This window comes from Enterobacter quasiroggenkampii (assembly GCF_043972695.1).
GTDB lineage: Bacteria > Pseudomonadota > Gammaproteobacteria > Enterobacterales > Enterobacteriaceae > Enterobacter > Enterobacter quasiroggenkampii.
Genome location: NZ_CP143745.1, coordinates 1858970 through 1872167 on the forward strand (window position 1 = coordinate 1858970; position 13198 = coordinate 1872167).

Genomic DNA, 13198 nt, shown 5'->3' on the forward strand with positions numbered 1-13198 from the left:
TTATTGGTCCTCCGCCGCAGCGGCGGCCGGGTTTTCAGCCGGCAGTTCGGTGTTGTTATCACCCAGCATGATGTGGTCAAGGATCTGGCGCATGATGGTCCCTACTGCAGGCCCGGCACCGCCGTTCTCCAGAATCATTGCCACCGCGACCTGCGGGTTGTCATAAGGGGCAAACGCCGTCATCAGCTTATGGTCACGCAGACGTTCGGCAATGCGGTGCGCGTTATAGGTTTCGTTGGCTTTCAGGCCAAATACCTGCGCAGTACCGGACTTCGCCGCCACTTTGTACGGCGTCCCGGCGAAATACTTGTGTGCGGTACCGTTCGGGCGGTTTGCCACGCCGTACATACCGTCTTTCGCGATTTCCCAGAAGCCGGAATGAATGTCACCCACTGGGGCTTCGTGCGGCTGGTTCCACGGCACTTTTTTGCCGTCTTCAACCGTACTCTGCAGCAGATGCGGCACTTTCACCACGCCGTCATTGATGAGGATCATCATGGCTTTGTTCATCTGAAGCGGCGTTGCCGTCCAGTAGCCCTGACCGATACCCACCGGAATGGTATCGCCCTGATACCACGGCTTTTTAAAGCGCTTCAGCTTCCATTCGCGCGTCGGCATGTTGCCGGAGCGTTCTTCCGCAAGGTCAACGCCGGTGTAGTGTCCGTAGCCGAATTTGCTCATCCACTCTGACAGGCGGTCGATCCCCATGTCATAGGCCACCTGATAGAAGAAGGTATCCGCAGACTCCTCCAGCGATTTGGTGACGTTCAGATGACCGTGGCCCCATTTTTTCCAGTCGCGATAGCGCTTATCCGAACCCGGCAGCTGCCACCAGCCCGGGTCAAACAGGCTGGTATTGCGGTTGATGACGCCAGCACTCAGTGCAGAGACCGCCACGTACGGTTTAACCGTTGATGCCGGTGGGTAAACCCCTTGCGTCGCGCGGTTCACCAGCGGCGTGTTGGGGTCATTCAGCAGACCGGAGTAGTCTTTACTGGAAATGCCGTCAACAAACAGGTTCGGGTCATAGCTTGGCATTGACACCATCGCCAGGATGCCGCCGGTTCGAGGATCTGTGACCACAACGGCTGCACGACTGCCCGCTAGCAGGGTTTCAATATACTGCTGCAGCTTAAGGTCGAGAGTCAGATAGACGTCATGCCCCGCCTGCGGCGGTACCTCTTTAAGCTGGCGAATCACGCGGCCACGGTTATTAACCTCAACCTCTTCATAGCCGGTTTGCCCGTGCAGGACATCTTCGTAGTAGCGTTCAATGCCCAGCTTACCGATATCATGCGTTGCGGCGTAGTTCGCCAGCTTGCCGTCTTTATCGAGGCGGTCGACGTCTTTGTCGTTAATCTTGGAGACGTAGCCAATCACATGCGTCAGCGCGGAGCCGTAGGGGTAGTAGCGACGCTTGTAACCTTTTACTTCCACGCCAGGGAAACGGTACTGGTTCACCGCAAAGCGGGCCACCTGGACTTCCGTCAGGTTGGTTTTAACCGGAATGGAGGTGAATCGGTGTGAGCGGGCGCGTTCTTTTTTAAAGGCGGCGATATCGTCGTCGTTAAGGTCAACAACGCTTTTCAGCGCTTCCAGTGTATCCTGAACATTATCGACTTTTTCCGGCATCATCTCGATTTGATAGATGGTGCGGTTTAACGCCAGCGGGGTGCCGTTACGATCGTAAATAATGCCGCGGCTGGGTGCGATAGGTACCAGCTTGATACGGTTTTCGTTGGAACGCGTCTGGTAATCGGTAAAGCGGACAATTTGCAGATTATAAAGGTTGGCGATCAGCACGCCGGTAAGCAGCAAAATCCCGGTGAAGGCGACCAGCGCCCGGCGCACAAACAGCGCGGACTCAGCCGTATAGTCGCGAAAAGAATTCTGTAGTTTCATCCGCTGCTTAATCTACCCTGGTCAGTCATTACTCGCGGTGATAGGGGTGGTTGGTAGTAATGCTCCACGCGCGATACAGGCTTTCTGCCACCAGTACCCGAACGAGCGGGTGGGGAAGCGTCAGCGCGGAGAGGGACCAACTTTGTTCTGCTGCCGCTTTGCAGGCAGGGGATAACCCTTCAGGCCCGCCAATCAACAGACTGACGTCACGACCATCCTGCTTCCAGCGCTCCAGTTCGTGCGCCAGCTGCGGCGTATCCCAGGGTTTTCCTGGAATATCGAGGGTGACGATGCGGTTCTTGCCTGCGGCAGCCAGCATCAGTTCGCCCTCTTTATCGAGAATACGTTTGATATCGGCGTTCTTGCCGCGCTTACCGGCGGGAATTTCCACCAGTTCGAACGACATGTCTTTTGGAAAACGGCGCAGATATTCAGTAAAACCGGTTTGTACCCAGTCCGGCATTTTGGTGCCGACGGCGACCAGCTGCAACTTCACGCATTAACCCCAGAGTTTTTCCAGTTCATACAGGCGACGGCTCTCGTCCTGCATGACGTGGACAATCACATCGCCGAGATCGACAACCACCCAGTCAGCCGTCGCTTCGCCTTCAACACCCAGCGGTAACAGCCCTGCTGCACGCGATTCCTGAACCACGTGATCGGCAATCGAAACAACATGACGCGTGGACGTACCGGTGCAGATAATCATGCAGTCGGTAATACTGGATTTACCCTTCACGTCAATCGCGATGATGTCCTGACCTTTCAGGTCATCAATTTTGTCAATAACAAAATCCTGGAGTGCTTTACCCTGCAAGTTTTCCCCCTGGGGTGAATGAGATTGTAAAACTTTGAATTCGTAGCCAGGCAGTATACCTGAACTCATGCCTGTGTCGGGACAAATGTCTCCGGCCGGGCTTTTGAAGGCGGGTATCATCCCACCCTCCGCCTGAGATTGCATCGCCATTTTTGTAAAACAATTTCTGTAAAGCAATGACTGGCGGGAAAGTCTGGCAGCGGAGAATAACAGTATGGCTTACCCTGTCAAGGCAGGATAAACAATAAGCCGCTTTTTATGCCTTCCCGCTATTCATCTGCGCTTTTCTGATACAAACCGTGCGTATGGATATAGGCCAGCACCGGTGCGGGGAGCAGATCGTCACATGCTAAACCCTGCTGTAAACGCTCGCGAATGAGGGTCGCAGAGATATCGAACCACGGCGTTTCCGCCAGATAAATCTTCCCGGCAGGCTGATTGTGGAGATCTTCAACATTGGCGGTGAGATGATCTTCCAGCCACTGCTGGTACTGCGCTTCGCGCATGGTCAGCGGATAGCCAGGACGGCGGCAGACGAGCAGATGGCTGTTCTCCAGAATGGTTTCATATTTATGCCATGTGGGGAAGTTCAGCAGGGAATCCTGACCGATGATAAAAGCCAGCGGCTGGTCTGGCCCCTGTTCTGCGCGCCACTCCTGAAGCGTCTGCGAGGTCCAGGAGGGTGTGTCGCGACGCAGCTCACGCTCGTCAAGCCGGAAGAGTGGCTTATCTGCGATGGCCAGGGCAAGCATCTCTTTTCGCTGCTCGCTGGTCGCCTCGGGCTGCGGACGGTGGGGCGGGACATTATTGGGCATGATGGTAACGCGCTGAAGGCCGATCAGATTCGCCAGAATTTCAACCGGCTTCAGATGCCCGTAGTGTACCGGGTCGAAGGTGCCGCCATACAGGGCCTGTAAAGAATGCATACTATCCATCAATAAAAACGTCTGCCAGCGCCTTGTGGCAGAGCAGCAGAGAAAGGCTTTCCAGCTCCGCCCAGACCGACTGGCCGTAATCTTGCTTTAGCGTAAGCTCGGCGCGCATCAGAAGCTGTACCGCCTGGCGAAGCTGTTCATGACTCAGGCGGTTGATGGCCTCGGTGGTCAAAGCCCGGCGATTTTGCCACACCCGGTGTTTATCAAACAGCGAACGCAAAGGCGTATGGGCAGACTGACGCTTGAGCGTAATCAGCAGCAGTAATTCGCGCTGCAGGGTTCGCAGCAGAATAACCGGTTCGCTGCCTTCGAGGCGCAGCTGCTGCAGAATATGCAGGGCGCGTTTACTTTTTGCCGACAGCAGCGCGTCCACCCAGTGGAACGGCGTGAAGTGCGCCGCGTCGTTAACGGCCTGCTCGACGCGCGGCAAGGTCAGCTTGCCGTCCGGCCAGAGCAGGGAGAGTCTGTCAAGCGCCTGCGCCAGGGCCAGCAGGTTACCTTCATAGCAGTAGCAAAGCAGCTGATTTGCCGCGTCATCCAGCTGAAGGTTGTGCTGTTTCGCTCTCGCGGCGACCCATTTAGGCAGATGTGCCTGCTCAGGCGTCTGACAGGTGACCAGCACCGCATGGGTCGCGAGTTGGGTAAACCAGGCCGCGTTTTCCTGCGCTTTGGTCAGCTTGTTGCCACGCACAATAAGGAGCAGATCGCTGTGTAAGAGGCTGACCAGCGTAGCGAGCTGCTCGTTTATCGCCGCGTTAGGGCCGTTCTCCGGCAGCAGGATCTGAATTGTCTGGCGCGATGCGAACAGGCTCATCGCCTGACAGAGCGAGAAGAGGGCGTTCCAGTCGGTGTTGTTATCCAGCTGGACGGTGTGATGTTCATCAAAACCCTGCGCGGCGGCGGCATGCCGCACGGCATCCAGGCTTTCCTGAAGCAATAACGGATCGTTTCCAAGAAGCAGATACGCCGCGCGCAGCCCTTCATTGAGCTGCGCGCGGAGTTGTTCAGGATACAGCCTGATCATCATTTACCCAGAGAGTTAGCAGCAGGAAGCGTGCCATCAACCGGTTTATCAACAATGTCAGATCCTTGTTTGGTTGACGCTGCAATACTTGGCAGTTTACGGATCAGCTGTTCCGCCGCCTTGTCGTACATTTCGTTGATGATAATCTGCTGTTCGGCATCTTTTGCCAGCGCCGTCTGCGGGTTATCGAAGAACGAACGGTACACTTTCGTGCTGATCGGATAGATGTCTTTACCCGGGATCAGAACTGCCGCGTTGACCGTCAACACCATTTGATACTCTGCGGTACGGCCATCCTGGAAGATAGACGCGGTATCTCTCGACAGACCACTTCCTGTCACACGCAGAGACGGCACATCCTGACGCAGCGTCTGTTTCTCAACAAGCTCAACGCCGTTGAGGCGAAGCTGATTGCGAATTGCCCGGCTGAGTGGACCATTCGGATCCCCGGAATCAAAGATCATGGTTTTCATCTGAGCAGGCACCGCCGTGGTATTGCGCAGGTGCCAGCCACAGCCAGCGGTGACAAGCACCGCCAGAGATAAGAGTATTGTTGCCAGTTGTCGCACGTTTCCTCCCGCGCTTAGCCAACGACCAGATTCAGCAGTTTACCCGGTACGTAGATCACTTTACGTACGGTAACGCCCTCAAGATATTTAGCGACCAGTGGTTCCTGGCCCGCGCGCTCGCGAACCTGTTCTTCGGTTGCATCGACCGCCACGGTAATTTTACCGCGGACTTTGCCGTTCACCTGGACTACGACCAGCGTGGTGTTTTCCACCATCGCGGCTTCGTCAGCCTGCGGCCACGGCGCGTTGTCGATATCGCCTTCGCCTTTCAGCTCCTGCCACAGGGTAAAGCTAACGTGCGGCGTGAACGGGTTCAGCATGCGAACGACGGCCAGCAGTGCTTCACGCATTAAGGCACGATCCTGCTCGCCGTCCTGCGGGGCTTTCGCCAGCTTGTTCATCAGTTCCATAATAGCCGCAATTGCGGTATTGAAGGTCTGACGACGACCAATATCATCGGTCACTTTCGCAATCGTTTTATGAACATCACGACGCAGCGCCTGCTGATCTTCAGTCAGTGCGGCGGCGTTCAGCGCCGGGGCATCGCCCAGTGAGGTGTGCTCGTAAACCAGCTTCCAGACGCGTTTCAGGAAGCGGTTTGCGCCTTCTACGCCAGACTCCTGCCACTCCAGGGTCATGTCTGCCGGAGATGCAAACATCATGAACAGACGCACGGTATCCGCACCGTAACGCTCAACCATCACCTGCGGGTCGATACCGTTGTTTTTCGACTTAGACATCTTGCTCATGCCGGTGTAGACCAGCTCATGACCTTCGGCGTCTTTGGCCTTCACGATACGGCCCTTCTCGTCGCGTTCAACGATCGCGTCAACCGGAGACACCCAGTTACGCTCGCCGTTTGCACCGACGTAATAGAAGGCATCAGCCAGCACCATGCCCTGGCACAGCAGCTGTTTTGCAGGTTCGTCAGAGTTCACCATGCCCGCATCGCGCATCAGCTTGTGGAAGAAGCGGAAGTAGAGCAGGTGCATGATGGCGTGTTCGATACCACCGATGTAGATATCTACCGGCAGCCAGTAGTTCGCCGCATTGGAATCCAGCATACCGTCCTGATACTGCGGGCAGGTGTAGCGAGCATAGTACCAGGATGACTCCATAAAGGTGTCAAAGGTGTCGGTTTCGCGCAGCGCGGGCTGACCGTTGACGGTGGTTTTAGCCCACTCAGGATCGGCTTTGATCGGGCTGGTGATGCCGTCCATGACGACGTCTTCCGGCAGGATCACCGGCAGCTGATCTTCTGGCGTTGGCATCACGGTGCCATCTTCCAGCGTCACCATTGGAATTGGCGCACCCCAGTAACGCTGACGGGAAACACCCCAGTCGCGCAGACGGAAGTTAACTTTACGCTCGCCCACGCCAAGGGAGGCCAGCTTGTCGGCGATGGCGTTGAAGCCCTCTTCGAAGCTCAGACCACTGAACTCGCCGGAGTTGAACAAGGTCCCTTTTTCGGTCAGCGCGTGTTCGGACAGGTCTGGTTCAGAACCGTCAGCTGCCAGGATAACAGGCTTGATGGTCAGGCCATATTTGGTGGCAAATTCGTAGTCGCGCTGGTCGTGACCCGGAACGGCCATCACGGCGCCCGTGCCGTATTCCATCAGTACAAAGTTGGCGGCCCAGACAGGGATCGCTTCGCCCGTCAGCGGGTGAATGGCTTTAAAGCCGGTATCAACGCCTTTTTTCTCCATCGTTGCCATATCGGCTTCGGCCACTTTGGTGTTGCGGCATTCGTCGATGAAGGTAGCCAGTTCCGGATTGTTTTCTGCCGCTTTCTGCGCCAGCGGGTGACCTGCGGCCACGGCCAGGTAGGTCGCGCCCATGAAGGTGTCCGGACGGGTGGTGTAGACGGTCAGGGTCTGGTCGTAGTTCTCAACGTTGAAGGTGATTTCCACGCCTTCGGAACGGCCGATCCAGTTGCGCTGCATGGTCTTAACGGTATCTGGCCAGTGGTCCAGATTATCCAGATCGTTCAGCAGCTCATCAGCATAAGCGGTGATTTTGATAAACCACTGCGGGATCTCTTTACGCTCTACTTTGGTGTCACAGCGCCAGCAGCAGCCATCGATAACCTGTTCGTTCGCGAGAACGGTCTGGTCATTCGGGCACCAGTTAACGGCAGAGGTCTTCTTATACACCAGGCCTTTTTTGTACAGCTCGGTGAAGAATTTCTGTTCCCAGCGGTAGTATTCCGGCGTACAGGTTGCCAGCTCGCGGCTCCAGTCATAGCCAAAGCCCAGCATTTTGAGCTGGTTTTTCATGTACGCGATGTTGTCGTACGTCCACGGTGCCGGCGCCGTATTATTTTTTACCGCCGCGCCTTCCGCAGGCAGACCGAACGCATCCCAACCGATGGGTTGCAGAACGTTTTTACCCAGCATGCGCTGGTAACGCGCAATCACATCACCGATGGTGTAGTTACGCACGTGGCCCATGTGTAGTCGACCAGAAGGATAGGGAAGCATCGACAGGCAGTAATACTTCTCTTTGCTCTCGTCTTCGGTTACTTCAAAGGTGCGCTTCTCGTCCCAGTGTTGCTGGACTTTTGATTCTATCTCTTCCGGGCGGTATTGCTCTTGCATGGCAGCCAGTGGTCCTGTTTTCAATACAGCTACAAATGTAGCCAATGGATGTGGTAATTCAGATCCGCATAGCATAGCCCAAACGCCCGCGTCAAAACAGCCTTTCGCACAAATGCGCTTTGCAGGAATTTACCGGGTCTGTGCTTCACCTGACAAAGCGGCGATGAAATAAGGTCTATTATTAGAAATAGTTACTTACCCGGGAGGCAAAATGATGAACAAGGTTGCTCAATTTTACCGCGAACTGGTGGCGACACTGACGGAACGGCTGCGTAACGGCGAGCGCGATATCGATGCGCTGGTAGAGCAGGCGCGTGCCCGCGTGTCGCAAACGGGTGAGTTAACGCGAACCGAAGTGGAAGAGGTGACGCGTGCTGTGCGTCGCGATCTGGAAGAGTTCGCGCGCAGCTACCAGGAGAGCCAGGAGGAGGTCACGGACAGCGTTTTCATGCGGGTGATCAAAGAGAGCCTGTGGCAGGAGCTGGCCGATATCACGGATAAAACGCAGCTGGAGTGGCGTGAAGTCTTTCAGGATTTGAACCACCACGGTGTGTACCACAGCGGTGAGGTGGTCGGGCTGGGAAATCTGGTGTGCGAGAATTGCCACCATCATATTGCGGTGTATACGCCGGAGGTCCTGTCGCTGTGTCCGAAATGCGGCCACGATCAGTTCCAGCGTCGTCCGTTTGAGCCCTAGGTAAAAGCGCAGGTTTGCGCCCTCTCCCCGTGGGAGAGGGCATCAGGCCGCACAAGGTAAAAGCAAAACGGCAACCATGTTGCCGTTTTTAGTGTGTGCTCCCTCTCCCCGTGGGAGAGGGCCGGGGTGAGGGCATCAGGCCGCACTATAGTAAGCCAGCCTCTCCGCCAGCAAATCCACAAACGCCTCACGGTCAATATCCACCATCACCGTGGTATTCGGCTTATTTCCCGTCAGCGAGTAGTAGTCCACCACCGTCATCCCCTGGGTGTATTTCCCCTGAGTTTCGACGCCAACCCACCTGTGGACGGTGGTAAACATCTCCGGCTTTAATAGCCAGGCAATGGTGCACGGATCGTGCAGCGGCGCGCCGTGGAATCCCCATTTCTCGGCTTTGTGATACTCCATAAAGAAGTCGAGCAGCTCAGCCACGGTTGTCGCGACCGGATTACCAACGGAACGGAAGCGCTCAATGTCGTCAGCCATAATCTGCGCGCGATGGGTCACGTCCAGCCCCGCCATCACGACGGGCAAACCGGACTGGAAGACGATCTCCGCCGCTTCCGGGTCGACAAAAATGTTGAATTCTGCGGACGGCGTCCAGTTTCCCAGACCCATGGCCCCGCCCATGATGACGATACGGGCGATTTTGCTGTGCAGTTCAGGGTGGCTGTTCAGCAGCAGCGCGACGTTGGTTTGCGGCCCGGTAGCCACCAGCGTCACGGGTTCCGCGCTCTCGCGCAGCACCTTCGCCATCAGCTCCACGGCGGTGCAGTTTTGCGGCGTGAAGCCCGGCTCAGGCAGCGCCGGACCGTCCAGCCCGCTTTCACCATGCACGTTCTCCGCGATAATTAACTCACGCATCAGGGGCTTGAGGGCGCCACCGGCGACGGGAATATCGGTGCGCCCGAGCAGCGTCAGCATGCGCAAAACGTTACGCAGGGTTTTATCCGGCGTCTGGTTTCCAGCGGAAGAGGTGACGGCTTTGACGTCGAGTTCAGGGGAGGCAAGTGCAAGAACGAGCGCGATCGCGTCATCATGACCCGGATCGCAATCGAAAATGATGGGTTGTGCCATAGCGTTCTCCATTCATAGCGTTATTTTGTGACAAGGTTAACGCTGCAATGTGACGCCGAATAGATAAAGAGAGCTAAAGCGTGAAGCAGTGCGCAATCCGCAGATTGCGCACCGAGAAGATTAGTGCAGGATTTTGGCGAGGAAATCTTTCGCACGTTCGGATTTCGGGTTGGCGAAGAACTCCTCTTTCGGGGAATCTTCGACAATTTTGCCTTCGTCCATAAAGATCACGCGGTTGGCCACCTTACGGGCGAAGCCCATTTCGTGGGTCACCACCATCATGGTCATCCCTTCGTGCGCCAGTTCGACCATTACGTCCAGCACTTCGTTGATCATCTCCGGATCGAGCGCCGACGTTGGCTCATCAAACAGCATGGCAACCGGATCCATGCACAGTGCGCGGGCGATCGCCACACGCTGCTGTTGGCCGCCGGAGAGCTGCGCCGGGAACTTATCGGCATGCGCAGAGAGGCCAACGCGTTCCAGGAGCTTCAGACCTTTCTCGCGCGACGCTTTTTTATCACGCTTGAGCACTTTCACCTGGGCCAGGGTCAGGTTCTCAATAATGGAGAGGTGAGGGAACAGCTCAAAATGCTGGAACACCATACCAACGTGAGAGCGAAGCTGGGCAAGATTGGTTTTCTTGTCGTTGACTTTGGTACCGTTGACGACGATCTCGCCCTGCTGGACCGGCTCCAGACCATTGACGGTTTTGATCAGCGTCGATTTACCGGAACCGGACGGTCCGCACACCACTACCACGTCGCCTTTTTTCACTTCGGTGGAGCAGTCGGTCAGCACCTGAAAGTGCCCATACCATTTAGAAACATTTTTCAGGGAAATCATTGTACCGTCCTTTTCTTCAGCCAGCTGACCAACAGCGACGCGCTTAAACTAATCACAAAATAGACCGCACCCGCAAAGAGCACCATCTCAACCTGCGTACCATCACGCTCACCGATGGTTGACGCGGTACGGAAGAAGTCTGCCAGGCTCAGCACGTAGACCAGAGAGGTATCCTGGAACAGCACGATACCCTGGGTCAGCAGGAGCGGAACCATGGCGCGAAACGCCTGCGGCAGAATAATGAGCTGCATGGACTGCCAGTGCGTCATCCCCAGCGCCAGCGCGGCGCTGGATTGCCCGCGGGAGATACTCTGAATGCCCGCACGGATAATCTCCGAGTAGTAAGCGGCCTCAAACATTGAGAACGCCACCATCGCCGAGATCAGACGGATATCGGTTTTCGGCGACAGCCCCAGTACGTTTTGCAGGAAGCCGGGCACAATCAGGTAAAACCACAGCAGCACCATTACCAGCGGGATGGAGCGGAACACGTTAACGTAGGCGGTCGCGAACCAGGCGAGCGGCTTAAAGCTCGACAGGCGCATGACGGCCAGCAGGGTGCCCCAGACGATACCGACAATAATGGCAATAACGGTGATTTTTAAAGTAATCATCAGTCCATCAAGCAGATAAGGCATGGATGGAACGATAGAACTCCAGTCAAATTCGTACATTATTTGCCCCCCATGTTGCCCGGCAGGCGAATTTTGCGTTCAACCAGGTTCATCACCAGCATGATGAAAGCGTTAATCAGAACATAGGCGAGCGTGATCGCGGTAAAGGATTCCCACGCGTGAGCGGAGTAATCCAGCAGCTTGCCCGCCTGTGCAGCCATATCGACCAGACCGATGGTTGAGGCGATGGCCGAGTTTTTCACCAGGTTCATCATCTCGGAGGTCATCGGTGGAACGATGACGCGGTAGGCGTTAGGCAGCAGCACGTAGCGGTAGGTTTGTGGCAGGGTTAATCCCATCGCCAGACCCGCATTTTTTTGTCCACGGGGTAATGACTGAATGGCGGCACGCACCTGCTCGCAAACGCGCGCAGCGGTAAACAGCCCCAGACACATCATGGAGGAGACAAAGAACTGCACATTCGGATCCAGTTCCGACTTGAACCACATGCCAATATTTTCCGGCAGCAGTTCCGGGATAACCAGATACCAGGTAAAGAATTGCACGATCAGCGGAACGTTACGGAACAGTTCCACATAGAGGGTGCCAAGCGTTGAAAGAAAACGGTTAGGGACGGTGCGCAGAATACCGAACAGAGAACCGACAAGAAACGCGATGATCCACGCCGTTATCGATAATGCCACGGTGACCTGAAAGCCGCTCCACAGCCAGCCAAGATAGGTGGTGTTGCCGAACGGGGCTTGTTGCAGAAATATGCCCCAGTTCCAGTCGATTGACATAATAAACTCCAGAAAAAAAAGGGTAGCAGCGCTACCCTCGAAGATTGGTGAGAAGCTCATTTTTCGCGCTGAGTGGGGAACGACCACTCAACGTATAGTCTGTCCATGCTTCCCGACAATCGAGAGGGCAGGAGATCCCGCCCCTGTTGTTCTAATTAGTTAAGAGCCTTGTCATTTGGAGATTTGAACAGCGCTTTCATGTCGTCAGACAGTTCAAAATTCATGTTCAGGTTTTTTGGTGGAATCGGGTTCTTGAACCATTTGTCGAACCATTTTTCCGCTTCGCCGGAGGTCTGCACCTGAGCGATGGTGTCATCGATCAGTTTTTTGAACTGCGGATCGTCTTTACGCAGCATACAGCCGTAGGCTTCTTTCGACTGCGCGGTGCCGACGATATCCCAGTTGTCAGGTTTCTTCGCTTTCGCACGCTCGCCCGCCAGCAGGGCATCATCCATCATAAACGCGACGGCACGACCGCTTTCCAGGGTACGGAAGGAGTCGCCATGGTCTTTCGCGCTGATGATGCGCATATCCATTTTCTTCTCGTCGTTCAGCTTGTGCAGCAGCACTTCAGACGTGGTACCGGAGGTGACAACGACCGCTTTGCCTTTCAGGTCAGCGAAGTCTTTAATCTCACCGCCTTTCTTCGTCAGCAGGCGGGTGCCTACAACAAAGATGGTGTCAGAGAAGGCTGCCTGTTTCTGACGCTCGAGGTTGTTGGTGGTGGAGCCACACTCGAAATCAAAGGTGCCGTTTTGCAGCAGTGGAATACGGTTCTGTGAAGTGATTGGGATCAGCTTCACCTGCAGGTCAGGTTTGTTCAGCTTTTTCTTCACGGCTTCAACGATAGCGTTGGAGTAATCCTGTGAATAGCCCACGACTTTTTGCGTGTTGTCGTAGTAAGAGAACGGGACAGAAGATTCACGGTGGCCGACCACGATGACGCCGTTTTTGGCAATCTTGTCGAGAGTGCTGCCTGCTGCTGGCGCATCTTCAGCATGAACCACGCCTGCAGACATTCCCATAACCAGCATTGCTGTGGCCAGTTTACGTAATTGCATACCCAACTCCTTTCTTATCAGCGCCAGAGACGCATTGATACCCATTGTGATGTTGTTATATCTCGCGCAATGCGAGTGCAGTGTTATGCAAGCTTGTTAACATTTAGTCTGGCTTAATGTAAAGATTTTGCTGCGTTATTGTTTATTTTTGCGAAGCGCGCCGCACCATTCAGAGGCAAATATCTCCCGTTGCACCGTTTCGGTGCTACCGATGATCTACGCTGGTGCGACAAAGTTGCACGTTAAGCCAAACGGCGTT

The 13198-nt window shown here is 55.3% G+C and carries 13 protein-coding genes; 1 reads left to right on the top strand and 12 read right to left on the bottom strand.

Annotated features, from left to right (window positions below):
• From mrdA to leuS, 7 genes are all read right to left on the bottom strand, one after another.
• The gene (gene mrdA, locus V1572_RS08860) at positions 1-1902 is read right to left on the bottom strand and encodes a peptidoglycan DD-transpeptidase MrdA (RefSeq protein WP_008501038.1); all 1902 of its coding nucleotides are present in this window, start codon (positions 1900-1902) and stop codon (positions 1-3) included.
• A 28-nt stretch (positions 1903-1930) separates the two neighbouring features.
• A complete protein-coding gene (rlmH, locus tag V1572_RS08865; RefSeq protein WP_163330467.1) occupies positions 1931-2398 on the bottom strand; it encodes a 23S rRNA (pseudouridine(1915)-N(3))-methyltransferase RlmH in 468 nt (155 codons plus the stop codon).
• A 3-nt stretch (positions 2399-2401) separates the two neighbouring features.
• The gene (gene rsfS, locus V1572_RS08870) at positions 2402-2719 is read right to left on the bottom strand and encodes a ribosome silencing factor (protein WP_023334893.1); all 318 of its coding nucleotides are present in this window, start codon (positions 2717-2719) and stop codon (positions 2402-2404) included.
• A 269-nt stretch (positions 2720-2988) separates the two neighbouring features.
• Positions 2989-3654: a nicotinate-nucleotide adenylyltransferase gene (gene nadD / locus V1572_RS08875; protein WP_025912714.1), complete on the bottom strand. Its 666-nt coding sequence runs from the start codon at positions 3652-3654 to the stop codon at positions 2989-2991.
• A complete protein-coding gene (holA, locus tag V1572_RS08880) occupies positions 3647-4678 on the bottom strand; it encodes a DNA polymerase III subunit delta (RefSeq protein ID WP_048026955.1) in 1032 nt (343 codons plus the stop codon). The genes nadD and holA overlap by 8 nt, the downstream gene beginning before the upstream one ends.
• Positions 4678-5247, bottom strand: coding sequence for an LPS assembly lipoprotein LptE (gene lptE / locus V1572_RS08885; RefSeq protein WP_008501042.1), 570 nt, complete (start codon positions 5245-5247; stop codon positions 4678-4680). The genes holA and lptE overlap by 1 nt, the downstream gene beginning before the upstream one ends.
• A gap of 14 nt (positions 5248-5261) precedes the next feature.
• Positions 5262-7844, bottom strand: a complete 2583-nt coding sequence (leuS, locus tag V1572_RS08890) for a leucine--tRNA ligase (RefSeq protein WP_045909589.1) — start codon at positions 7842-7844, stop codon at positions 5262-5264.
• 214 nt (positions 7845-8058) lie between these two features.
• On the opposite strand from leuS, the gene V1572_RS08895 reads away from it, so the two are divergent.
• Positions 8059-8541: a zinc ribbon-containing protein gene (locus V1572_RS08895; protein WP_023617134.1), complete on the top strand. Its 483-nt coding sequence runs from the start codon at positions 8059-8061 to the stop codon at positions 8539-8541.
• A 135-nt stretch (positions 8542-8676) separates the two neighbouring features.
• Here V1572_RS08895 and rihA read toward each other — a convergent pair whose 3' ends face one another.
• From rihA to V1572_RS08920, 5 genes are all read right to left on the bottom strand, one after another.
• On the bottom strand, positions 8677-9618 hold the full coding sequence (gene rihA / locus V1572_RS08900) for a pyrimidine-specific ribonucleoside hydrolase RihA (protein ID WP_395299881.1): 942 nt from the start codon (positions 9616-9618) through the stop codon (positions 8677-8679).
• 120 nt (positions 9619-9738) lie between these two features.
• On the bottom strand, positions 9739-10464 hold the full coding sequence (locus V1572_RS08905; protein ID WP_014883001.1) for an amino acid ABC transporter ATP-binding protein: 726 nt from the start codon (positions 10462-10464) through the stop codon (positions 9739-9741).
• On the bottom strand, positions 10461-11138 hold the full coding sequence (gene gltK / locus V1572_RS08910; protein ID WP_008501047.1) for a glutamate/aspartate ABC transporter permease GltK: 678 nt from the start codon (positions 11136-11138) through the stop codon (positions 10461-10463). The genes V1572_RS08905 and gltK overlap by 4 nt, the downstream gene beginning before the upstream one ends.
• The gene (gene gltJ, locus V1572_RS08915; protein ID WP_008501048.1) at positions 11138-11878 is read right to left on the bottom strand and encodes a glutamate/aspartate ABC transporter permease GltJ; all 741 of its coding nucleotides are present in this window, start codon (positions 11876-11878) and stop codon (positions 11138-11140) included. Before gltJ ends, gltK begins: the two co-directional genes overlap by 1 nt.
• A 155-nt stretch (positions 11879-12033) precedes the next feature.
• Entirely contained in the window at positions 12034-12939 is a 906-nt protein-coding gene (locus V1572_RS08920; protein ID WP_008501049.1) for an amino acid ABC transporter substrate-binding protein, read from the bottom strand.
• Positions 12940-13198: the final 259 nt, after the last annotated feature.

Coding starts and splice junctions, on each gene's coding strand:
- rihA (WP_395299881.1), bottom strand. CDS start 9,618: ATGGCACAACCCATCATTTTCGATTGCGATCCGGGTCATGATGACGCG.
- V1572_RS08895 (WP_023617134.1), top strand. CDS start 8,059: ATGAACAAGGTTGCTCAATTTTACCGCGAACTGGTGGCGACACTGACG.
- V1572_RS08920 (WP_008501049.1), bottom strand. CDS start 12,939: ATGCAATTACGTAAACTGGCCACAGCAATGCTGGTTATGGGAATGTCT.
- holA (WP_048026955.1), bottom strand. CDS start 4,678: ATGATCAGGCTGTATCCTGAACAACTCCGCGCGCAGCTCAATGAAGGG.
- gltK (WP_008501047.1), bottom strand. CDS start 11,138: ATGTACGAATTTGACTGGAGTTCTATCGTTCCATCCATGCCTTATCTG.
- leuS (WP_045909589.1), bottom strand. CDS start 7,844: ATGCAAGAGCAATACCGCCCGGAAGAGATAGAATCAAAAGTCCAGCAA.
- nadD (WP_025912714.1), bottom strand. CDS start 3,654: ATGGATAGTATGCATTCTTTACAGGCCCTGTATGGCGGCACCTTCGAC.
- V1572_RS08905 (WP_014883001.1), bottom strand. CDS start 10,464: ATGATTTCCCTGAAAAATGTTTCTAAATGGTATGGGCACTTTCAGGTG.
- gltJ (WP_008501048.1), bottom strand. CDS start 11,878: ATGTCAATCGACTGGAACTGGGGCATATTTCTGCAACAAGCCCCGTTC.
- mrdA (WP_008501038.1), bottom strand. CDS start 1,902: ATGAAACTACAGAATTCTTTTCGCGACTATACGGCTGAGTCCGCGCTG.